A 21,049-nucleotide genomic window follows, 5' to 3' on the forward strand; every position below is an offset into this window, starting at 1 on the left:
ATGTCCTTTCCTCTGCTGACAGCCACGGCGGTGCTCCCGGCGATCGGGGCGATCGCCACGGCCGCCGTACCGGCCGCGCAGCGCACCGCAGCCAAATGGCTGGCGCTGCTCGTCTCGCTCGGCACACTCGCCCTCGCGATCACCGTCCTGGTCCGCTTCGACCCCGGCGGCGACCGCTACCAGCTCACCGAATCCCATTCCTGGATCGCCGACTTCGGGGTCCGCTACGAACTCGGTGTGGACGGCATCGCGGTCGCGCTGATCGCGCTGACGGCGCTGCTGATCCCGTTCATCATCCTCGCGGGCTGGCACGACGCCGACCCGCTGGAGACCGGCAGCAAGCGGTGGCGGCCCACCCAGGGCTTCTTCGCCCTGATCCTGGCCGTCGAGGCGATGGTGATCATCTCCTTCGAGGCCACCGACGTCTTCCTCTTCTACATCTTCTTCGAAGCCATGCTCATCCCGATGTACTTCCTCATCGGCGGCTTCGGGGACCGTGCCCACGAGCACGGCGAGAAGGTGGCGTCGACACAGCGGTCGTACGCGGCCGTGAAGTTCCTGCTCTACAACCTGGTCGGCGGTCTGATCATGCTGGCCGCGGTGATCGGCCTCTATGTGGTCGCCGGGAACTTCAGCCTCCAGCAGATCGCCGAGGCCCGCGCCAACGGCACGCTCGACATGGCGACCAACACCGAACGCTGGCTGTTCCTCGGCTTCTTCTTCGCCTTCGCGGTGAAGGCGCCGCTGTGGCCGCTGCACACCTGGCTGCCCAACGCGATGGGGGAGGCCACCACACCGGTCGCCGTCCTCATCACGGCGGTCGTCGACAAGGTGGGCACCTTCGCGATGCTCCGCTTCTGCCTCCAGTTGTTCCCCGAGGCCAGCAAGTGGGCGACGCCCGCGATCCTCGTCCTGGCGCTGATCAGCATCGTCTACGGCGCGCTGCTCGCGGTCGGCCAGCGGGACATGAAGCGCCTGATCGCGTACGCGTCGATCTCGCACTTCGGGTTCATCATCATGGGCATCTTCGCGATGACCAGCCAGGGCCAGTCCGGCGCGACGCTCTACATGGTCAACCACGGCATCTCGACGGCCGCGCTGATGCTGGTGGCCGGCTTCCTGATCTCCCGGCGCGGCTCGCGGCTCATCGCCGACTACGGCGGTGTGCAGAAGGTCGCCCCGGTGCTCGCCGGCACCTTCCTGATCGGCGGCCTCGCGACGCTGTCGCTGCCGGGACTGGCGCCGTTCGTGAGCGAGTTCCTGGTCCTGGTCGGCACGTTCACGCGCTACCCGGTGATCGGCATCATCGCCACCTTCGGCATCGTGCTCGCCGCGCTCTACGTCCTCGTCCTCTACCAGCGGACGATGACGGGCCCGGTGAAGGCGGAGGTGTCCGCGATGCCCGACCTCAGGGTGCGGGAACTCGTGGTCGTCGCCCCGCTGGTCGCACTGCTGATCTTCCTGGGCGTCTACCCGAAGCCCCTCACGGACATCGTCAACCCGGCGGTCCAGCAGACCATGTCCGACGTACACAAGAAGGATCCTCAGCCCGAGGTGGAGGCGGCCAAGTGAGCACATCAGCCGTCCACAGCCTGTGGACAACCGCGGCCGACCCGATCTTGAAGATCGACACGCCGAAGATCGAGTACGGGCAATTGTCGCCCACCTTGATCATTCTCGGCGCGGCGATCGTCGGCGTGCTGATCGAGGCGGTCGTACCGCGCAAGGCGCGCTACTACGCCCAGGTATTCGTCTCCGTCGTGGCGCTCATCGCGGCCTTCGCCGCGGTCGTGGCGCTGGCGGCCGGCGGATACGCCACGACCAAGTCGGGCATCGCCGCGATGGGCGCCATCGCCGTCGACGGGCCCGCGCTGTTCCTCCAGGGCACGATCCTGCTGGCGGGCCTCGTCGGCCTGTTCACGTTCGCCGAACGGCGGCTCGACCCGGCGGCGCATGGCAACCGGGTCGACTCCTTCGCCGCGCAGGCCGCGTCCGTGCCGGGCAGCGACAGCGAGAAAGCCGCGGTGAAGGCCGGGTTCACCACCACCGAGGTGTTCCCGCTGCTGATGTTCGCCGTCGCGGGCATGCTGATCTTCCCGGCGGCCAACGACCTGCTGACGCTGTTCATCGCCCTGGAAGTCCTCTCGCTCCCGCTGTACCTGATGTGCGCGCTGGCCCGGCGCAAGCGGCTGATGTCGCAGGAGGCAGCGGTCAAGTACTTCCTGCTGGGCGCCTTCGCCTCCGCGTTCACGCTGTTCGGCATCGCCATGCTGTACGGGTACGCGGGCTCCGTGTCGTACGCGACGATCGCGCAGGTCGTCGACGGCACGGTGCCGGACGTCACCCCGGCGCTCGCGGACACCATGGGCAACGACGCGCTGCTGCTGGTCGGCGCCGCGATGATCGTGATGGGCCTGCTGTTCAAGGTGGGCGCGGTCCCGTTCCACATGTGGACGCCCGACGTCTACCAGGGTGCGCCCACGCCGGTGACCGGGTTCATGGCGGCGGCCACGAAGGTGGCGGCGTTCGGCGCGCTGCTGAGGCTCCTGTACGTGGTGCTGCCCGGCCTGCGCTGGGACTGGCGGCCGGTCATGTGGGGCGTGGCGATCGTCACGATGCTGGGCGGCGCGATCATCGCGATCACGCAGACCGACATCAAGCGACTGCTGGCGTACTCGTCGATCGCGCACGCGGGATTCATCCTCGCGGGTGTCATCGCGACCACGCCGGACGGGGTGTCGTCCGTCCTGTTCTATCTGGCCGCGTACTCGTTCGTGACGATCGGGGCGTTCGCGGTGGTGACGCTGGTGCGCGACGCCGGAGGTGAGGCGACGCACCTGTCCAACTGGGCCGGTCTGGGACGCCGTTCACCGCTGGTCGCGGCCGTGTTCGCGGTGTTCCTGCTGGCCTTCGCCGGTATTCCGCTGACCTCCGGCTTCGCCGGGAAGTTCGCCGTGTTCAAGGCGGCGGCGGAAGGCGGGGCGGGACCGCTGGTCGTGGTCGGTGTGATCTCGTCCGCGATCGCGGCGTTCTTCTACATCCGCGTGATCGTCCTGATGTTCTTCAGCGAGCCGCGGCCCGAGGGCCCGACGGTCGCCGTTCCGTCACCGCTGACGATGACGGCGATCGGGGTCGGTGTCGCGGTCACACTGGTGCTGGGTGTGGCGCCGCAGTACTTCCTGGACCTGGCGAACCAGGCGAGCGTGTTCGTGCGCTGACGCGACGCCCGCATGCATGACGGCAGCGGCCCGGCAACCCTTCCGAGGGGAGCCGGGCCGCAGTCTTGTTCGCGGAGGGTGCGAGCCTGTGGATAACTCCGGCGCTGTCGGTCCTGGCCCCTATCGTGGAGGCAGTGGTCGAGGGACGACGTACGGGGGACATGGCGATGGGTGCGACGGGTGGGATCAGGGAGATGCCAGGGGTGACCGAGACTGCGCAGACCGGTGGCAGTGAGGCGCTGGCCGCGCTGCACCGGGTGTTCGGATACGACGCCTTCCGCGGGGAGCAGGAAGCCGTCATCGAGCATGTGGTGGCGGGCGGCGACGCGGTCGTGCTCATGCCGACCGGCGGCGGAAAGTCCCTCTGCTACCAGATCCCGTCCCTGGTCAGACCCGGTACAGGCGTGGTCGTCTCCCCGCTCATCGCACTCATGCAGGACCAGGTGGACGCCCTGCGGGCGCTGGGCGTGCGCGCCGGGTTCATCAACTCCACGCTGGACTTCGACGAGCGACGGGTGGTCGAAGCGGAGTTCCTGGCGGGCGAGCTGGACCTGCTCTACCTCGCACCGGAGCGGCTGCGGCTCGACTCGACGCTGGAGCTGCTCTCCCGCGGCAAGATCGCGGTGTTCGCGATCGACGAGGCGCACTGCGTCTCCCAGTGGGGCCACGACTTCCGGCCCGACTATCTGGCCCTGTCGCTGCTCGGCGAGCGCTGGCCGGACGTCCCGAGGGTCGCGCTCACGGCGACGGCCACCCGGGCCACCCACCAGGAGATCACCCAGCGCCTGAACATGCCGAGCGCCCGGCATTTCGTCGCGAGCTTCGACCGGCCGAACATCCAGTACCGGATCGTGCCGAAGGCCGACCCGAAGAAGCAGCTCCTGAACTTCCTCAGGGACGAGCACGCGGGCGACGCGGGCATCGTGTACTGCCTGTCGCGCAAGTCCGTGGAAGCCACGGCCGAATTCCTGTCCCGCAACGGCATCGAGGCGGTGCCGTACCACGCGGGGCTGGACGCGGGCACGCGCGCGGCGCACCAGTCCCGGTTCCTGCGGGAGGACGGCCTGGTCGTGGTGGCGACCATCGCCTTCGGGATGGGCATCGACAAGCCGGACGTACGCTTCGTCGCCCATCTCGACCTGCCCAAGTCGGTCGAGGGCTACTACCAGGAGACGGGCCGCGCCGGCCGCGACGGCCTTCCCTCCACCGCCTGGATGGCGTACGGCCTCAACGACGTCATCCAGCAGCGCAAGCTGATCAACTCGGGCGAGGGCGACGAGGCGTTCCGGCGCCGGGCCGCCTCGCACCTCGACGCGATGCTGGCGCTGTGCGAGACCGCCCAGTGCCGGCGTAACCAGTTGCTCGCCTACTTCGGCCAGGACCCCGAGCAGGTGGGCTGCGGCAACTGCGACACCTGCGTCACCCCGCCGGAGACCTGGGACGGCACCGTCGCGGCGCAGAAGGTGCTGTCGACGGTGGTGCGGTTGCAGCGCGAGCGCGGCCAGAAGTTCGGGGCGGTGCAGATCGTCGACATCCTGCTGGGGCGGCGCACAGCCAAGGTGATCCAGTTCGATCACGACCAACTGTCCGTGTTCGGCATCGGCGAGGACCTCGGCGAGGGCGAATGGCGGGGTGTCGTACGGCAGTTGCTGGCGCAGGGGCTGCTCGCGGTCGAGGGGGAGTACGGCACGCTCGTGCTGACGGAGGCCAGCGGGTCGGTGCTGCGGCGCGAGCGGGAGGTGCCGCTGCGGAAGGAACCGAAGAAGCCGGCGACCTCGCGGTCGGGCTCGGGGTCCGGTGGGTCCGGACGCGGGGAGCGCAAGGCGAAGGCTGCGGTGGCCGAGCTGCCCGAGGAACTGGTGCCGGCCTTCGAGGCGCTGCGGGCCTGGCGTGCGGAGCAGGCTCGCGAGCAGGGGGTTCCGGCGTATGTGATCTTCCACGACGCGACGCTGCGGGAGATCGTGACCGTGTGGCCCTCGTCCGTGCGGGAGCTCGGGAGCGTCGGCGGGGTCGGTGAGAAGAAGCTGGCCACGTACGGGGAGGGAGTCCTCGGGGTGCTGGTCGCGGCGCGGGGCGAGACCGGGTCCGGCGCCGGGGCGACGCCCGAGGCGGTCCCCGGGGCCGATCACGGGGCCGATCACGGGATGGATGACTGGCCCGAGATGGAGCCCGAGCCGGAGCCGGAGGACTGGGCCTAGGGGGCGGCTTAGCAGGCCGGTTGGCGGGCGGGCCCGCCGATGAAGGGACGGCCACCCAGCCGGTCGGCGACCTCAGCGGCATGGTGCCCGACCGCCCGTCCGCCCGTCCGCCCGACGGGCCGATGGCCCGGCATGCCCGATCAGGCCAGTGCCGTCAGCCCGGGGGCGAACGTGATCAGGAGGGGGAGGAGCGGTACCAGCGCCGCCAGCGTCGTAGTGAGCGCGCGGTCGCGGCGGCCCAGCCGGGGCGGGGGCTGGAGGAGGCGGTTGACGCGTTCGCCCAGGAGACGGTGGGTGGAGGCGCAGGACAGGACGCCTCGGTGCTGGTTGAGCTCGATCAGGGCCAGTGCTGTCGTCAGGTGACCGCAGCGGCGGGACGCCATGTCGTCGGCGGCCAGTTCGACCAGGCGGTGTGTCTGGTCGCAGAAATGGGCGAACAACGGGATGCGGGGGAATCCTGTGGCGAGCGCGGTGGACAGGTGCAGCAGCCAGTCGTGGTGGGCGCGGGCATGGCCCCGTTCGTGGGTGAGGACGGCGTCGAGCTGGTGGTCGGTCAGGCGGTGCAGGGCACCGGTGGTGACGATGAGCTGGGCCGGGCTGCCGGGCATCCACCAGGCGTCCGGGTACTCGTCCTCAAGCACCAGCAGCGGGCCGCGCGCCGAGCCCAGGCCCGCGGGCAGATCGGGAGCGCGTTCCCGCAGGTGGGCCCTGGCCACGCCACGTCCCCTGCGTGCCTCGACGGCCTCGCGGGCCAGCATCGCGGTCGTCCAGGCCGCACCGCAGGCCAGCAGCAGGGTGAGCGCGGCCGACCAGGCGGGCGCGGCCGAGAGGTCGTACGCCTGGGTCACCGACGGCGGAGCTGGAGCGAAGAGCTGGGCGCGCACCGTGCCGAAGACGGCGGCCGTGCCCAGGGACAGGGCCGTCAGGCAGCACAGCAGGACGGTGGCGACCAGGCACTGCCACACCCAGAGCGCGACCACCGGTTCCCGTTCGGTCCAGGTGGCCCGGGTCAGCGCTCGGGGGACGGGTACGGCGGCCGTCAGGGCGACGATGCTCAACAGGAGCATGCAGACGGTCATGCCTGGGTCTCCGGATCCTGGACAGGAAGGTGCGGGGGCGGCCGTGCGGGGCGGTGGGCCGCGAACGCCGGACACGGCTCGCATCCCACCGCCAGCCAGTATGACGGTGACCGCCGAAGGAGTCAGGAGGAAAGACGCGCCGAATGCGCGGTCCGGGCGGCCCGCCGGGCAACCTTCCTGCCTCGGCGCCGGTGCCGACGCCGCGGGCCCGAAACGTCCGGTGGAGTCGGAGAGTTGGCCCCGACTTCGGCCCCGACCTCGACACCGGCCCGGCTCCCGGTCCCGGCGTCACCCCGCCGCGATGCGCCCCGTGACCTCCCCCAGCCCCACCCGGACCCCACCGGGCCCCGGCGCCCAGGCGGACAGCGTCACCTCGTCGCCGTCCTCCAGGAACGTCCGCTTGCCGTCGGGGAGTTCGAGCGGGTCGCGGCCGTTCCACGTCAGTTCCAGCAGTGAGCCGCGCTCGCGTTCCGTCGGGCCGCTGATCGTGCCGGAGCCGTACAGATCGCCGGTGCGCAGCGAGGCGCCGTTCACGGTCATATGGGCGAGCTGCTGGGCGGCGGTCCAGTACATGGAGGAGAAGGGCGGCTCGGAGATCACATGGCCGTTGACGGCCACCGAGACACGCAGGTCGTAGCCGCCGGGTTCGGTCTCGGAGCCGGAGTCGTCCAGGTACGGCAGCAGGGGGTGCGTGCGCTGCGGCGGCGCGACCCGAGCGTCCTCCAGGGCGTCCAGCGGGGTGATCCACGCCGACACCGACGTGGTGAAGGACTTGCCGAGGAAGGGGCCGAGCGGGACGTACTCCCAGGCCTGGATGTCGCGTGCCGACCAGTCGTTGAGCAGGCACAGGCCGAAGACGTGCTCCCGGTAGTCGCCCAGCGCCACCGGCTCGCCCATCCGCGAGGGTGTGCCGACGACGAAGCCGACCTCGGCCTCGATGTCGAGGCGGATCGACGGGCCGAAGACGGGCGCCGGATCGGTGGGGGCCTTGCGCTGGCCCGACGGGCGTACGACATCCGTGCCGGACACGACCACCGTGCCGGAGCGGCCGTGGTAACCGATCGGCAGGTGCTTCCAGTTGGGGGTCAGCGAGTCTGCGGCGTCAGGCCGGAAGATCTGGCCGACGTTCCGGGCGTGGTTCTCGGAGGCGTAGAAGTCGACGTAGTCGGCGACCTGGAAGGGGAGGTGCAGGGTCACCGAGGACAGGGGGTGGAAGAGGTCGCGGACGGCCTCCTGGTGCGCGGGCACCGTCACCCATGCCGTCAGCGCGCGCCGGACGTCCGACCAGGTGGTGCGGCCGGCGGCGAGCAGCGGGTTCAGGGAGTCCTGGGCGAGCAGCGGGGCGTAGGGCGAGCCGAGGGCCTGGGCCGCCCTGCCCGCGTCGAGGACGTGGTCGCCGAGCCGGACGCCGACCCGTCGTGCGGAGTCCGAGCCGGGAAGGGAGAAGACACCGTACGGAAGGTTGTGCGTGCCGAAGGGGTCGCCCTCGGGGAGATCGAAGGGGGGCATGGGGTGCTGCCTCACTCTCATACGCTCCGTATGCCATGTGGTCGTCGGGCCACACGTTACGGGTGAGCCGCCTGCCTTGGGCAGTGCGAGAACCCGCGTCGCCGGGAGCCGGTGAAACAGCAGGTCGTCACCCGCGGCGGGGTCCCGGGTGCACTCCGCGGCCTCGTGGGAGTGAAATCACAACGGGCGGAAGGCAGTTGTGGGCTCAATAGCAGAAATGGAACCGGAACAGGTGTCAACGCATGTGAACACAGCAGCCGTCCGGTTCAGGTCGAGTCGATGGGGCTTCCTGTCCGTATTCTCTGATCATGGCCCCACCCATCGCATATTCACTCATCGCCACTGACCTGGACGGGACGCTGCTGCGAGGTGACGACACGCTCTCCGACCGGACCCTCGACGCGCTCGCGCGGGTGGCGGCGGCCGGTGCCCAGCACCTCGTAGTCACGGGGCGGCCGGCGCCCAGAGTGCGGCCGCTGCTCGACGTCCTGGGCAGCACAGGGCTCGCGGTGTGCGGGCAGGGGGCGCAGTTGTACGACGCCGGCGCGGATCGGCTGCTGTGGTCCGTGACGCTGGACAGGGAGCTGGCGGAGACCGCGCTCGGCAAGATCGAGGCCGAGGTGGGGCAGGTGTACGCGGCCGTCGATCAGGACGGCGTCGACGGGCTCACGCTCATCGAGCCCGGCTATCTGATGCCGCACCCCACGCTGCCCGCCGTACGCGTCGAACGCCGCGACGACCTGTGGTGCGAGCCGATCAGCAAGGTGCTGCTGCGTCATCCGACGCTGTCGGACGACGAGTTGGCGGCGACGGCGCGTTCGGTGGTCGGTTCGCTGGCGACGGTCACCATGTCGGGGCCCGGCACCGTCGAACTCCAGCCATGTGGCATCACCAAGGCGACCGGTCTCGCGCTCGCCGCCGAGCATCTCGGCCTCGGGCCGCGCGAGACCATCGCCTTCGGGGACATGCCCAACGACATCCCCATGTTCGACTGGGCCGCCCGTGGGGTCGCGATGGCCAACGCGCATCCCGAACTCAAGGCGGTCGCCGACGAGATCACGGCCTCGAACGAGGACGACGGCATCGCAGTCGTCCTCGAGAGACTGTTTGCGGGCGCCTTGGCGCATATCGTCCAGTAGGGGTGATATGCGCCGATGTGCGGTGAGTCGCGCATCGGCGGCGGGCGCCGATGCGCGGTCCTGCTTCGCCTAGTAGGGCCCGTTCACGTTGTCGATCGAGCCGTAGCGCGCGGCCGCGTAGTTGCACGCGGCCACGATGTTCGCGACCGGGTCGTAGGGGTCGTACACGGTCCCCGGCACGTGGTAGGCCGCGAAGGTGGGGTCGATGACCTGGAGGAGGCCCTTGGACGGGGTGCCGGCCAAGGCGTTGGAGTCCCAGTTGTTGATGGCCAGCGGGTTGCCGGACGACTCACGCATGATGTTGCGGTGAATGCCCTCGTATGACCCGGGGATTCCGTTCTGCTGCATGATGTCCAGGGCGCTGCGGATCCAGCCGTCGAGGTTGTCCGGGAACGTCTTCACGGAGGCCTGGGTGGCCTGCGCGACGGAGGACTTCTTGGCGGGCGCGGCGGCCTTGTCGGCGGTCCTGCTCGGCGTGCTGACCTTCTTGGTCGCCCGGACCTGCAGGTCGGTGCCCGGGTGGATCAGCCGGGGGTTGTCGCCGATGGCCTTGCGGTTGTCCTTGTAGAGCTGCTTCCAGCCGCCCTGGGCGTCGTACCGTTCGGCGATGCCGTAGAGGGTGTCGCCCTTCTTGGTGGTGTACGCGACGGACCCGACCTTGGCCGCGGCGGGCTCCGCGGCGCTTGCGGTGGTCGCGCTCAGGAGGGGGAGGGCGAGAGCGGCGGTGCCGGTTCCGGCGAGGACGGCTCGGCGGGTGAGCGGGTTGGTGCGGGGGCGGCGGTGCTTGCCTCGGGGCATGGCGCTGTTCCTCTCCGACGCCTGCGAGGTGAGCTGTCGGGTTCGGGCGGGAGATGCCCGGCCGGGCCACCGTGCGGCGGCGCGACTTCACCCCTAGCCGGTCCGGTGCGCCATCAAGGCGTCCGGTCCGGCGGCTTACCTGGGTCCCCCGCTCCTGCCGTGCGTGTGAGTTACGTGGGTGGGTGGATGACTCGGGCAGCGGCAGGATTAGGCGTCCGCCCGACGAGCGGGAACGTATGCGAGAGCACATGCCCGGAACAAGTGCCGTAGTCACCTGGCGTGCAGTTTGACCATGGTCTGGTGCGTATGGGGCGCTTGATCCTTTGCGGTTGCCAATCCTCAACTTGCTTTCGGGGCAAGGAGGGAAGGGTGTCACCTCGGGTGGGTGCGTGACCGGGGCCGAGTGACCCAACTCACTGGCGGGCGCAAGGGTGGCAAATCGGGCAATGCCTCCAACTCGCCGTTAATCGGCTGTCCGTGGAGTCCGTTTTTCCCATGTCCGGTGGAAAAACACCTCTTCGCCCTCCGTGCGGATCGCCTGGTCGGCGCGGGCCGGCAGCGGGTTCGTCTCGTCGATCGGGTACGTCTTCGGCGCGTCCTCGGCGCAGTCCGGGCCGTCGGGGTACACGCGCGTGCCGCCGTGCGGCGGGGCCTGCTCCGGCTCCTCGCAGGTGAACCGGCGGGACCTGCGCGGTGTTCTCCGTACCGTCCAACGCACGTGCGCGTAACGGGAGTTCTGGCGAGCGCTCACCCCCTCGGTGCCCGCGGCTCGAGCGGCGGGAGGGGGACGGTGTCGCGGTGCGGATCGTGCCGGCCGTCCACCCTGAGGACGGAACCTCCCGTGTAGTGCCCGTCGTTGTCATAGCGGTCGTCCGTCGAGCGGATCGTGACGATTGCCTTGAGTCGCTCGGGTGCGAGGGCCGCGATCTGGAGGGAGTCGAAGCCGCCCCAGGAGACGCCGTACATGCCGACCTTGCCGTCGCACCAGGGTTGGGCCGCCGGCCAGGTGACGACCTCGACGCCGTCGGCCGGTTCCGTCGCCGAGCGCTCGTCCGTCACCGGGCGCCAGGCGCGTGCGTATGAGGCGTGTTCCGTCCGGCAGGGGGGACACGGAGGTCGTGGTGGGTCGTCTCGTAGGGAAGGGCGTACGGATGCGCGTGAGCGGGAACCCCGTCCGGCCGGTGCACCGGGTGCACCGGGTGCAGCGCGCGGCGCAGCGAGGGCGACGCGGCGATCACGGCCGGTCCCACGGCTACCGCTGTCGCGGCGCCGACGCCGGCGAAGGTGGCCGGGGCGAGCTTGGTGGTGGCGGACACGCCGGAGGTGCCGACGATGCCGGTGACGATCGGGCGGAGCGCCCGGCGCAGGGCGTCAGAGGCGAGCGTGAACTCGGCGGCGCGCTTCCGTTCGGCGGGACGGCGTCGGCCGGAGACGTACTGGACAAAGCGGCCGAACGCCATGCCGATAGCGGCCGCCGAGAAGCCCCGGCGCCGGCCCCTGAGGTCGTCGAGCCGGCCGCCGGCGACGGGGGCCGGATGGGCGAGGGTGCTGCATGCGGCGGGGACCGGATGGGCGAGGGTGCTGCATGCGACGGGGGCCGGATGGGCGAGGGTGCTGCAAGCGGCGGGGACCGGATGGCCGAGGGTGTCGCAGGCGGCGGAGGCCGTGGTTTCGGTCGACATGCCCATACCGCCGGAGGCGGCCGTGTCGGCGGAGTGCAGGACGAGGATGGCCTGCATGCCGAGCAACGAGAAGCGCTCCCGGACCTGCGGGCCGGAGACGGGGGAGCAGGCTCTTGGGCTGGCCGGCTGGCGAAGGCGTGGTCGTCGGGGGCGGGGTCCGCTCTCGGGCTCGATGCCGACATCGGTTCGAGACACGTGCCGCTACTTCCCTATAAGACGATGGATATCCGGCCTTATCAGGTGATCGAAAACATACCGGCTGTGATCCGATACCGCCCGTGGTGGACGGGTGGGCGGCATCGGTGATCGAAACGTGACCGGATACGCTGACTTGAGTGATGGCAGCGACCTATCGACAAACCGTGTAACCGCCAGTAGACACCAGCAGACAGGAGACTCCTCGTGACCGTCGTCGGGCCGTTCGGGCTGAGCGTGCGGGGCCAGGCTCTGGAAGCCGATGTCCAGGCCGGATTGGTGGCTGTCGAGGAGGGATTGCTCGAAGCCACCAAGAGTGAGGTCCCCTTCATCACCGAGGCCGCCCAGCATCTGGTGCGGGCCGGTGGAAAGCGGTTCCGGCCGCTGCTCGTGATGCTCACTGCCCAGTTCGGGGATCCGTATGCGCAGGGGGTCGTCCCGTCGGCCGTCGTGGTCGAGCTCACCCATCTGGCGACGCTCTACCACGACGACGTGATGGACATGGCGGCCGTACGGCGAGGGGTCGACAGCGCGAACACCCGCTGGGGGAACTCGGTCGCCGTGCTGACCGGCGACTTCCTCTTCGCGCGGGCCTCGCACATCCTCGCCGACCTCGGGCCCGAGGCGGTACGGGTGCAGGCCGAGGCGTTCGAGCGCCTGGTCACCGGGCAGATCCTGGAGACGGCGGGGCCGCAGGACGGGCGGGATCCCGTCGAGCACTACCTGGACGTGCTCAGCGGCAAGACCGGGTCGCTCGTAGCGGTGTCGTGCCGGTTCGGGGCGATGATGTCGGGCGCCGACGAGACGGTCGTCGATGTGCTGACGCAGTACGGGGAGCGGCTGGGCGTCGCCTTCCAGTTGGCGGACGACGTGCTGGACATCGCGAGCGACTCGCACGAGTCCGGCAAGTCGCCCGGCACGGATCTGCGCGAGGGTATTCCGACCCTGCCGGTGCTGCTCCTGCGGGAGCGCGCCGCGCGGTTGGGGCTGGCCGAGGACATCGCGCTGTGCGAGCTGCTGGACTCCGATCTGAGCGACGACGCGCGGCTGGCGGAGGCGCTGGCCGGACTTCGGGAGCACCCGGCGCTGGAGCAGGCGCGGCGGGACACGGTGCGGTACGCGGAGGACGCGCGGGCCGCGTTGGCGCCGTTGCCGGACATGGACGCGAAGGCCTCGTTGATGGAGCTGTGCGACGCCGTGGTGCACCGGGCCGGCTGAGGCCGCCTGAGGGCCCGCCGAGGTTCAGGTCGGGCACGCCGAGGGATCGCATCGGGCCCGCCGGGGATCAGGTCGGTCGGGCCCGCAGGGGATCGCGTCGGGCTGCACCCGTACCGCCTCGGGCCCGAGCTCGGCGAGGATCGCATCGGGCCTGCCGAAGACCGGACGCCGTCGGCCGCGACGCGTGTGACACACGTCACAAGTCTGGACTGAGTCCAAACTAAGATCGCCTCCGTATGAATGCCCAGAAGCTGACGCAGGGGGCGTCAGCCGCATTACGGGGAGAAAACAGAATCATGGGCATGAAGACGACGTTCTCGAAGCGCCGTAAGAGCCTGATCGTCACCGCCGTCGCGGTGGCCGCCGCCGGTGGTGTCGCCGCCGCGGTGATTCCCGCCTTCGCCGCCGGAGGTGACCGCGCCGACCACGCGGGCCACGCCGGGAGCGACGCGCAGGGGATCGTGAGCCAGAGCGGGACCGGCGGCGCGGGCATCGGCGGCAGCGGGGGCACGATCCTCGCGGCCTCCCTCCGCGGGGCCAACGAGGTGCCCGTCGAGGGCGGGCCCGCCGTAGGGGACAAGGACGGTGCCGCCCTGGAGTTCGTGAAGGTCAAGGGCGACAAGGTGTCCGTCGCCGTCACCTGGCGCGGCACCGGCAGGCCGACCGCCCTCCACATCCACCAGGGCGCCAAGGGCACCAACGGCGGCATCAAGGTCGACTTCGGCGGCCTTCTCGGCAAGGACAAGGGCAAGAGCAAGGGCCACAGCCTCACCGGCACCGTCAAGGTGAAGGACCCCGCCCTCCTCAACGCCCTCAAGACCGACCCGAGTTCGTTCTACGCCAACCTCCACACGGCCGAGTTCCCGGGCGGTGCGGTGCGGGGGCAGCTCCACAAGGTCACCGTCGCCGGTTTCGACTTCCGCGACGCGCTCGACAACTTCCAGGCGTCCGTCATCAAGGGCAAGCAGATCTACGAGTGCAAGCCGGCCGAGGGCGGCGGGTACGCGTTCGCCCAGCGGGACGTCAGCGCCGTGCTCGGCGGCCGTATCGCGCACTCCTTCGTGGCACCCAACTCCGGTACGCCGCAGTGGATCGCGCGGGACGGCAGCGCGGTCACCGGGTCCCTCATCTCCAAGACTCCGAACGGCGACAAGAACATCCCCGAGCTCGACCTGAAGGCCACTCAGTCCGGCAAGCACCACGGCCTGCTCGCCGGCACCGCGGAGATCCTGCGGCTGAACACCGTCGGCGGCGTGGCCCCGGCCGGCTCCTGCACGCCCGGCGCGATCGCCGGTGTGCCCTACCAGGCGGACTACGTGTTCATCAACGGCTGATCCGCCTCGGCCACCTGCTTCGGTACCGGCTCGGCAGCGGCGTCTTCCCGCATCGACCCCTACGGGTCGGGGGAGGCGCCGCCTCCGTGTGTCATACCCCAGGTGTACGCGGAGTTGGCTCCGCAGGCTGACGAATCTCCCTGGCCGATTTGGTCAGATGGAGACCACGGAAAACACCACTCCTCACCGATTCGGGTGAGAATGGCGGCTACGGGGTGGGCGAGTGCGGGGTCACAGGACTCGCGAGCGAGAGACCGAGACGGACAGCCGCCGCCGACGACGGAGGTAAGGCACACATGGCACCGTACGAATCCGAGGACAGCACGACCGCAGGGGAGGCCGACGACCTGCGCGTGGGGCGTCGCAAGGCCGCGCGGTACGTCGTTCCGGTCGCGGTCGTGGGAATCGCGGCGGCGACCATCGGGCTCGTCCCGGCGATCGCCGACTCCGGCGACCCCGACCTGCCGGACATCACCGCGCAGCAACTCATCGAGAAGATCGCGAAGTCGGACGTACAGCAGCTTTCCGGCACCTTCAAGATCACCACCGACCTGGGTCTGCCCGACCTCGGCGGGCTGGGGGCCGGCTTCGCCTCCGGCGCCATGGCGTCGGGCTCGGGTGACGGATCGTCCGCCGACCCCTCGGCCAAGCTCACCGAGCTGGCGTCCGGCACGCACACGCTGCGCCTCGCCGTGGACGGCGACGACAAGCAGAAGCTCTCCCTGCTGGAGAACGCCTCCGAGTACAGCCTCATCCACAACGGCAAGGACATCTGGGGCTACGACAGCAAGTCCAACGAGGTCTTCCACGGCACCGCCGACGAGGCGCCGGCGGACAAGGGCAAGCCCGAAGAGGTACCCGCCACGCCCAAGGAGTTCACCGAGGAGGCCCTGAAGGCGGTCGACGACACCACGTCCGTCACCGTCGACGGCACCGCGCAGGTCGCGGGCCGGGACGCCTACCGGCTGCTCATCAAGCCGAAGCAGTCCGGCAGCACGGTCGGCGCGATCACGGTCGCGGTGGACGCCAAGACCGGCATGCCGCTGAAGTTCACGCTGACCCCGTCGAGCGGTGGCTCGGCTGTCATCGACGCGGGCTTCACCCAGGTCAGCTTCGCCAAGCCGGCCGCCTCCACCTTCGACTTCACCCCGCCCAAGGGCGCGACGGTCACCGAGGAGGGCGGCCTGGACAAGGCGGCCCGGGAGCACGGCGGCGCGAAGTCCGAGGACGAGCTGGGCAAGGAGTTCGAGAAGGAGTTCGGCGGCCCGCTGTCCGGAGGCGCGCTGGGCAAGGGCGCCGAGGGCGGTCCCGAGGTCATCGGCGAGGGCTGGAACTCCGTGGCCGTCTTCGACACCGGCGGCGAGGGCGTCCCGTCCGGCAGCGAGCTCGGTGGCGACATGGGTGGCTTCCTGGACTCCCTGGGCGACAAGGTCACCGGTAAGTTCGGCTCGGGCACGGTCTTCAAGACGCGCCTGATCAACGCCCTCGTCACGGACGACGGCAAGGTCTACGTCGGCGCGGTCACCAAGGACGCGCTCGTGAAGGCGGCCGACTCGGGCAAGTAGCCCGCCACCGACCGCCCCACCCGCACCCCGAACCGAGGAGCCCGAGGCGCCGATGGAGGAACCGCCCGCCGGGAAGACCGACGCCGCAGCCGACCAGGCTGCGGAGTCCGGCGATGTCGGCACCGTGATCGCCACCCACGGGCTCACCAAGCGCTACCGCGGTGGACAACTCGCCGTGGACGGTCTAGATCTGGCCGTCCCGGCGGGCAGCGTCTTCGGCTTCCTCGGTCCGAACGGCTCGGGCAAGACCACCACCATCCGCATGCTGATGGGCCTGATCGAGCCCACCTCCGGTACCGCGCGCGTGCTCGGGCAGCCCATGCCCCGGGCCGCGCGCGCCGTACTGCCGCACGTCGGCGCGCTCATCGAGGGACCCGCCCTGTACGGCTTCCTCTCCGGCCGCGACAACCTCCTGCGGTACGACGCCGCCGACCCCACCGCCGATCCGCGCACCCGGCGCACCCGCGTCGCGGCCGCGCTGGACCGGGTGGGTCTGACGGCCGCAGCGGGCAAGAAGGCCAAGGCGTACTCGCTCGGCATGAAGCAGCGGCTCGGTCTCGCGGCCGCGCTGCTCCAGCCGCGCAGGCTCCTCGTCCTCGACGAGCCGACCAACGGCCTCGACCCGCAGGGCATGCGCGAAATACGGTCGCTGATCCGGGAGCTGGCCTCCGACGGCACGACCGTCTTCCTCTCCTCCCACCTCCTCGACGAGATCGAGCAGGTCTGCACCCACGCCGCCGTGATGGCCCAGGGCCGGCTGATCACCCAGGGCGCGGTGGCGGAGCTGGCGGCCGGGACGCGAGGCCGGCTCGTCGTGACCACACCCGACACCGGGGACGCGGCCCGGGTGCTCAAGGAACAGGGCGCCGCCGATGTCGTCATCACCGACGACCGGGTGACCGCCGAGCCCCCGGACCGTGATCTCGCGGAAGTCAACGCGGCGCTGGTGAAGGCCGGGGTCCGCGTCCGCGGCTTCGGCGTCGAACGGGCCTCCCTGGAGGACGCGTTCGTGGCACTCACGGGGGAGGGGTTCGATGTCGCGGGCTGAAGCCGTCCAGCAGGGCGGCGCGACCGAAGCCGACGCGATCGGAGCCGACGCGGTCGGAGCCGACGTAATCCAGTCCGGCGCGATCGAGTCCGGCGCGGTCGGAGGGGGCCGGAAGCCAGGCCCGCTATGGACCTTCGGTCTCTTCCGCAGCGAACTTGTCACGACCTTCCGGCGCTGGCGCACCCTCGCGCTGCTCGCCGTCCTGGCCGCCGTGCCGATCCTGGTCGGCATCGCCGTGAAGATCGAGACCGGCGACGGTTCGTCGGCGGGCGGCGGACCCGAGGGCGGCGGCGGTCCGGCGTTCATCTCGCAGATCACCAACAACGGCCTGTTCCTGGTCTTCACCGCACTCGCCGCGACGCTCCCCTTCTTCCTGCCGATGGCGATCGGCGTCATCGCGGGCGACGCGATCGCGGGCGAGGCGAACGCCGGTACCCTGCGCTACCTCCTCGTCGCCCCCGCCGGTCGCACCCGCCTGCTGCTCACCAAGTACGCGACCACGATGACGTTCTGCCTGGTGGCCACCCTGGTGGTCGCGGTCTCGGCGCTCACGGTCGGGGCGTTGCTCTTCCCGCTCGGTGACCTGACGACCATCTCAGGCACCCGGATCGGCTTCGGAGAGGGGCTGGCCAGAGCCCTGCTGATCTCCCTGGTCGTCGCGGCGTCACTCATCGGCGTGGCGGCGCTCGGCCTGTTCGTCTCGACGCTGACCAACAGCGGCATCGCGGCGATGGCGACGACGGTCGGGCTGTTGATCACCGTGCAGATCCTCGACCAGATCCCCCAGCTCCACGCGCTCCAGCCGTACTTCTTCTCGCACTACTGGCTGTCCTTCGCCGACCTCATGCGCGAACCCGTCTACTGGGACGACCTCGTCAAGAACCTGGGTCTCCAGGGCCTGTACGCGGCGGTGTTCGGCTCGGCGGCGTGGGCGAGATTCACGGCGAAGGACATCACGGCGTAGCGCTCAGTCGGTCTCGTACGGGAAGCGGGCGAGCGGTGCCTCCTGCGCGAAGAAGGTCTTCGCCCGGGCCAGGGCCTCGGCGTCGCCGAGCACGTCACCGGGCTTGCTGCCGTTGCCGAGCAGCACTCCGCCGAAGCGCATCTTCATGTACGCGGCGGAGTTGCTGAGCGTCCCGACCAGTGGGTCGGCGACCTCCTGCTCCTCGTGCGCGAGAGCGGTGACGCCCCACAGGGTGCGTCCGCCCATGGTCGCCGTGAAGTCGATACCGGGCGTGCGCAGCCAGCCCGACCAGTAGTCGAGGTAGCGCTTGACGTGGGCGGACACCGAGTACCAGTACAGCGGCGAGACGATCACGACGTCCGTCGCCGCGAGCGTGGCGTCGAGCAGCAGCGCCACGTTCCCCCGGGTCGGGCGCACATGGTCGCTGTCGTGCCGCAGGTCCTCGAAGTCGGGCAGCGGATGCGCGGCCAGATCGATCCACTGCTGCTCGACATCCTCGGGTAGCTGCTCGGCGGCCCTGCGGGCCAGCAACTCGGTGTTGCCGTCGGATCGGCTGCTGCCGAGGACGAACAGGAAGCGGCGGGTCATGGTTCCCCCAAACAGTCGGCCTGCACAGCGGGCCGGATGGTCGGCGTACGACAATTAATCGCCTCTGCATTATATGCGTACGCATTTAGCTGTCCAGAGGTGCAGGTCCGGCGGCCGGCGGAGTCATGAGTGCCGGCGAGGTCACCAGGGCCCGAGGTGGGCCTCGGCCAGGCCCGCGACCTCGAGCAGCAGGGACTCCTCGCCGTGCGCCGCCACCAACTGGAGCCCGACCGGGCAGCCGTCCGGCCCGAACCCGGCCGGGATGCTGATCGCCGGATGTCCGCTCAGGTTGAACGCCCAGGTGAGCGCGGTGGAGTAACGCTCGCCGGGACCGTCGTGGCCGTGCGGCGGGGTGGGGGCCGTCGGCGTCAGCAGCAGCCGGGCATCGGCGAACAGGGCGGCCAGTCGGCGGTCGTTCGCGCCCCGGATCCGTTGGACCTCGGGCGTGGGCCCCAGGCCCGGAGTCCGCAGGGCCAGCCACGCCGGGGCCGGGTCGTGCAGCCGCAGCACGGCGGGCGGGCGGGTCAGCCGTACGGCACCGGCCTCGGCGAGGCGGACGGCGGCGGCATGGGCGACAGCGACGACGTCCGCATCGGGGGAGTCGAAGCCGAGGTCGGGGGACCATACGGCGGTCGGCGGGTCGTCCGAGGTAAGGCTGGAGCCGGGGCTGGAACCGGGACTTGGACTGGCGCCGGGGCTGGAACCGGGACTTGGACTGGCGCCGGGGCGGGAGCCGGAGCTTGGGTCAGGGCTGGAGTCGGGGCGTGCGTCAGGGCTGTGGCCAGGGTCGGAGCTTGGGCCGGGGCCCGATGCCGTCGTGCCCCGGGTCATCACTCGCCAGTACGCCGCCGCGTCCCCCACCCGCCGTGCGAGCACCCCCGGCACCATGAGCCCGGTGCGGTCGGTCGACGGCAGTCGGCCCTTGCCGACCTTCAGGCCGACGACTCCGCACCACGCCGCCGGGATCCGCACCGACCCGGCCCCGTCGTTCCCCGTCGCGAGCGGCACCAGTCCCGCCGCCACCGCCACCGCGGAACCGGCCGAGGAGCCGCCCGGCGTGCGGTCGTGGCGCCAGGGGTTGACCGTACGGCCGTATCGGCCGAGCCCCCAGGTCTGCCAGACGGTTCCGGGTCCCGGAACGGACGTCGCCCCCACCGCCACACACCCCGCTTCGAGCAGCGGGCCCACCGTCCCCAGCCCCCGCCGCCCCTTGACCCCGATCGGCACGCCGGCCAGCGGCAGCCGCTCACCCGCGGCGACCCGCGCATCCACCTCGCCGGCCCGCCGAAGTGCCTCCTCGGCCCACACCTCGATGAAGGCGGACAGGAACAGGTCGGCCCGCTCGACGCGGTCGAGGGCCTCCGCGACGACATCGACCGCGCGCCGGGCCCGTGAGCGCACGGCGGAGGCGATCTCCTCGGCGGAGGGGGCGGCGGGCGTGGCGGAAGGGCCGGAGGCGGGCGTGGGCTGGGCATCGGGGTGGTCGGGTGTGCGCGTCATGCAGTGATTGTCCGGCTACGTGCCAGGCAGCCGCCGCCCTGACGGATTCACTTCACCGGCACTCACTGACCTGACGGATTCGCTTCACCGGCACTCACTGCCGCGGCGGATTCAGTTCACCGGCACTCACTGCCGCGGCGGATTCGCTTCACCGGCACTCGCTGCCGCGGCGGATTCGCTTCACCGGCACTCACTGCCGCGGCGGATTCAGTTCACCGGCACTCGCTGACAAGCACGGACTCACCTCACCGGCACCCACTGACCATCACGGACGCCCGCCGGCCTCACCGAGGCCGACCGGTCAAGCGCGCCAGCGCCTCCGCCTCCCTCGGCGGCTGCCCGCTCAGATCGCCGAGCCGCCAAGCCGGTATCCACGGCACCCGGTACACATCGATCACCGACTCGATGACCTTGACGCGTTCGGCGAGCGGTCGCGGAAGACGTCCCGGCGCGTCCGCGACCAGGACGACGGCGTCGAGATCGAGCCCGCGCGGAGCCTCCCCGCGCCGGAAGACCTCCAGGGCGTTCAGCGCCGCGGTCAGCCCGGCCGCGTGAGTGCGGGCCACGAGCAGTACCGACGGCGGATCGGCGGGCCCGGGCCAGTCGCGTCCGCAGTCGTGGCCGCCGTAGACCGAGGCGAGCGTGGAGACACCCGCCCCGCCGCACACACCGACCCAGGAGAAACGCCGGGGTTGGAAGGTGCCGGGGGAGGGCGGCGGTTCGTCCGGGAGGGCAACCGGCCCGCGGATCCAGATCTCCGGCCCCAACTGCGGCCGGTCCTGCTGCACGCGCATGTCAGTCCGCATGCCCGCACTCCTCCCTCGTCACGCCACCGATCTTCGCGCCAGGCATGAGAACGCTGTTACGTGGCACAAGCTCCTGGAACGAGTCTGTGACCTCACGGTGACGTCCGCACCGTGCGCGGCCGGAGAGACTCGAGAGTACGTGTACGACGTGTCCGGCCTGTACAACCGGACCTGGACGCCGGGGAAGCGGAACCCGACGGCGAGAGGG

16 protein-coding genes and 1 pseudogene are annotated in these 21,049 nt (G+C 70.7%); 9 read left to right on the forward strand and 8 right to left on the reverse strand.

Annotated elements, in window-relative coordinates; all coding sequences use genetic code 11:
• From ACZ69Q_RS42570 to recQ, 3 genes are all read left to right on the forward strand, one after another.
• The gene (locus tag ACZ69Q_RS42570; RefSeq protein ID WP_471053537.1) at window positions 1-1,572 is read left to right on the forward strand and encodes an NADH-quinone oxidoreductase subunit M; all 1,572 of its coding nucleotides are present in this window, start codon (window positions 1-3) and stop codon (window positions 1,570-1,572) included.
• On the forward strand, window positions 1,569-3,218 hold the full coding sequence (gene nuoN / locus ACZ69Q_RS42575; protein WP_471053540.1) for an NADH-quinone oxidoreductase subunit NuoN: 1,650 nt from the start codon (window positions 1,569-1,571) through the stop codon (window positions 3,216-3,218). Before ACZ69Q_RS42570 ends, nuoN begins: the two co-directional genes overlap by 4 nt.
• A 167-nt stretch (window positions 3,219-3,385) precedes the next feature.
• A complete protein-coding gene (gene recQ, locus ACZ69Q_RS42580) occupies window positions 3,386-5,416 on the forward strand; it encodes a DNA helicase RecQ (RefSeq protein WP_471053610.1) in 2,031 nt (676 codons plus the stop codon).
• A gap of 140 nt (window positions 5,417-5,556) precedes the next feature.
• On the opposite strand, the gene ACZ69Q_RS42585 is transcribed toward recQ, so the two are convergent.
• Together ACZ69Q_RS42585 and fahA are read right to left on the reverse strand one after the other, a co-directional pair.
• The gene (locus tag ACZ69Q_RS42585; protein ID WP_471053542.1) at window positions 5,557-6,495 is read right to left on the reverse strand and encodes a M56 family metallopeptidase; all 939 of its coding nucleotides are present in this window, start codon (window positions 6,493-6,495) and stop codon (window positions 5,557-5,559) included.
• A 288-nt stretch (window positions 6,496-6,783) separates the two neighbouring features.
• The gene (gene fahA / locus ACZ69Q_RS42590; protein WP_471053544.1) at window positions 6,784-8,004 is read right to left on the reverse strand and encodes a fumarylacetoacetase; all 1,221 of its coding nucleotides are present in this window, start codon (window positions 8,002-8,004) and stop codon (window positions 6,784-6,786) included.
• Window positions 8,005-8,312: 308 nt separating this feature from the next.
• Between fahA and ACZ69Q_RS42595 the strand changes: the two genes are divergently transcribed.
• Entirely contained in the window at window positions 8,313-9,143 is an 831-nt protein-coding gene (locus ACZ69Q_RS42595) for an HAD family hydrolase (protein ID WP_471053547.1), read from the forward strand.
• Window positions 9,144-9,212: 69 nt separating this feature from the next.
• Here ACZ69Q_RS42595 and ACZ69Q_RS42600 read toward each other — a convergent pair whose 3' ends face one another.
• From ACZ69Q_RS42600 to ACZ69Q_RS42610, 3 genes and pseudogenes are all read right to left on the reverse strand, one after another.
• Window positions 9,213-9,941, reverse strand: coding sequence for a LysM peptidoglycan-binding domain-containing protein (locus tag ACZ69Q_RS42600; RefSeq protein ID WP_471053550.1), 729 nt, complete (start codon window positions 9,939-9,941; stop codon window positions 9,213-9,215).
• An 816-nt stretch (window positions 9,942-10,757) separates the two neighbouring features.
• A pseudogene (locus tag ACZ69Q_RS42605) lies at window positions 10,758-10,994 on the reverse strand (CocE/NonD family hydrolase); the annotation flags it as partial.
• A gap of 2 nt (window positions 10,995-10,996) precedes the next feature.
• Entirely contained in the window at window positions 10,997-11,818 is an 822-nt protein-coding gene (locus ACZ69Q_RS42610; protein ID WP_471053553.1) for a hypothetical protein, read from the reverse strand.
• 207 nt (window positions 11,819-12,025) lie between these two features.
• Between ACZ69Q_RS42610 and ACZ69Q_RS42615 the strand changes: the two genes are divergently transcribed.
• The 5 genes from ACZ69Q_RS42615 to ACZ69Q_RS42635 all read left to right on the forward strand — a co-directional run bounded on the left by ACZ69Q_RS42615 (window position 12,026) and on the right by ACZ69Q_RS42635 (window position 17,947).
• A complete protein-coding gene (locus tag ACZ69Q_RS42615) occupies window positions 12,026-13,036 on the forward strand; it encodes a polyprenyl synthetase family protein (RefSeq protein ID WP_471053555.1) in 1,011 nt (336 codons plus the stop codon).
• A 302-nt stretch (window positions 13,037-13,338) separates the two neighbouring features.
• Window positions 13,339-14,370 (forward strand): CHRD domain-containing protein, encoded by a 1,032-nt coding sequence (locus ACZ69Q_RS42620; RefSeq protein ID WP_471053557.1) that lies wholly within the window; start codon window positions 13,339-13,341, stop codon window positions 14,368-14,370.
• Window positions 14,371-14,666: 296 nt separating this feature from the next.
• Window positions 14,667-15,935, forward strand: a complete 1,269-nt coding sequence (locus tag ACZ69Q_RS42625) for a LolA family protein (RefSeq protein WP_471053560.1) — start codon at window positions 14,667-14,669, stop codon at window positions 15,933-15,935.
• A gap of 52 nt (window positions 15,936-15,987) precedes the next feature.
• The gene (locus tag ACZ69Q_RS42630) at window positions 15,988-16,983 is read left to right on the forward strand and encodes an ABC transporter ATP-binding protein (RefSeq protein WP_471053563.1); all 996 of its coding nucleotides are present in this window, start codon (window positions 15,988-15,990) and stop codon (window positions 16,981-16,983) included.
• Window positions 16,970-17,947: an ABC transporter permease gene (locus tag ACZ69Q_RS42635; protein ID WP_471053566.1), complete on the forward strand. Its 978-nt coding sequence runs from the start codon at window positions 16,970-16,972 to the stop codon at window positions 17,945-17,947. Before ACZ69Q_RS42630 ends, ACZ69Q_RS42635 begins: the two co-directional genes overlap by 14 nt.
• A 3-nt stretch (window positions 17,948-17,950) precedes the next feature.
• Here the strand turns inward: ACZ69Q_RS42635 and ACZ69Q_RS42640 are convergent, their stop codons facing one another.
• From ACZ69Q_RS42640 to ACZ69Q_RS42650, 3 genes are all read right to left on the reverse strand, one after another.
• Entirely contained in the window at window positions 17,951-18,535 is a 585-nt protein-coding gene (locus tag ACZ69Q_RS42640; protein WP_471053569.1) for a flavodoxin family protein, read from the reverse strand.
• A gap of 141 nt (window positions 18,536-18,676) precedes the next feature.
• Entirely contained in the window at window positions 18,677-20,035 is a 1,359-nt protein-coding gene (locus tag ACZ69Q_RS42645) for an amidase family protein (protein ID WP_471053571.1), read from the reverse strand.
• A 284-nt stretch (window positions 20,036-20,319) separates the two neighbouring features.
• On the reverse strand, window positions 20,320-20,841 hold the full coding sequence (locus tag ACZ69Q_RS42650) for a DUF6668 family protein (protein ID WP_471053574.1): 522 nt from the start codon (window positions 20,839-20,841) through the stop codon (window positions 20,320-20,322).
• Between the last annotated feature and the right edge of the window lie 208 nt (window positions 20,842-21,049).

The organism is Streptomyces sp. NPDC036764 (assembly GCF_055609385.1).

What these genes read in the sequence shown, in the direction of transcription:
- ACZ69Q_RS42570 (WP_471053537.1), top strand. Translation starts at nt 1, where the DNA reads ATGTCCTTTCCTCTGCTGACAGCCACGGCGGTGCTCCCGGCGATCGGG.
- recQ (WP_471053610.1), top strand. Translation starts at nt 3,386, where the DNA reads ATGGGTGCGACGGGTGGGATCAGGGAGATGCCAGGGGTGACCGAGACT.
- ACZ69Q_RS42585 (WP_471053542.1), bottom strand. Translation starts at nt 6,495, where the DNA reads ATGACCGTCTGCATGCTCCTGTTGAGCATCGTCGCCCTGACGGCCGCC.
- fahA (WP_471053544.1), bottom strand. Translation starts at nt 8,004, where the DNA reads ATGCCCCCCTTCGATCTCCCCGAGGGCGACCCCTTCGGCACGCACAAC.
- ACZ69Q_RS42595 (WP_471053547.1), top strand. Translation starts at nt 8,313, where the DNA reads ATGGCCCCACCCATCGCATATTCACTCATCGCCACTGACCTGGACGGG.
- ACZ69Q_RS42600 (WP_471053550.1), bottom strand. Translation starts at nt 9,941, where the DNA reads ATGCCCCGAGGCAAGCACCGCCGCCCCCGCACCAACCCGCTCACCCGC.
- ACZ69Q_RS42620 (WP_471053557.1), top strand. Translation starts at nt 13,339, where the DNA reads ATGAAGACGACGTTCTCGAAGCGCCGTAAGAGCCTGATCGTCACCGCC.
- ACZ69Q_RS42625 (WP_471053560.1), top strand. Translation starts at nt 14,667, where the DNA reads ATGGCACCGTACGAATCCGAGGACAGCACGACCGCAGGGGAGGCCGAC.
- ACZ69Q_RS42630 (WP_471053563.1), top strand. Translation starts at nt 15,988, where the DNA reads ATGGAGGAACCGCCCGCCGGGAAGACCGACGCCGCAGCCGACCAGGCT.
- ACZ69Q_RS42635 (WP_471053566.1), top strand. Translation starts at nt 16,970, where the DNA reads ATGTCGCGGGCTGAAGCCGTCCAGCAGGGCGGCGCGACCGAAGCCGAC.
- ACZ69Q_RS42640 (WP_471053569.1), bottom strand. Translation starts at nt 18,535, where the DNA reads ATGACCCGCCGCTTCCTGTTCGTCCTCGGCAGCAGCCGATCCGACGGC.
- ACZ69Q_RS42645 (WP_471053571.1), bottom strand. Translation starts at nt 20,035, where the DNA reads ATGACGCGCACACCCGACCACCCCGATGCCCAGCCCACGCCCGCCTCC.
- ACZ69Q_RS42650 (WP_471053574.1), bottom strand. Translation starts at nt 20,841, where the DNA reads ATGCGGACTGACATGCGCGTGCAGCAGGACCGGCCGCAGTTGGGGCCG.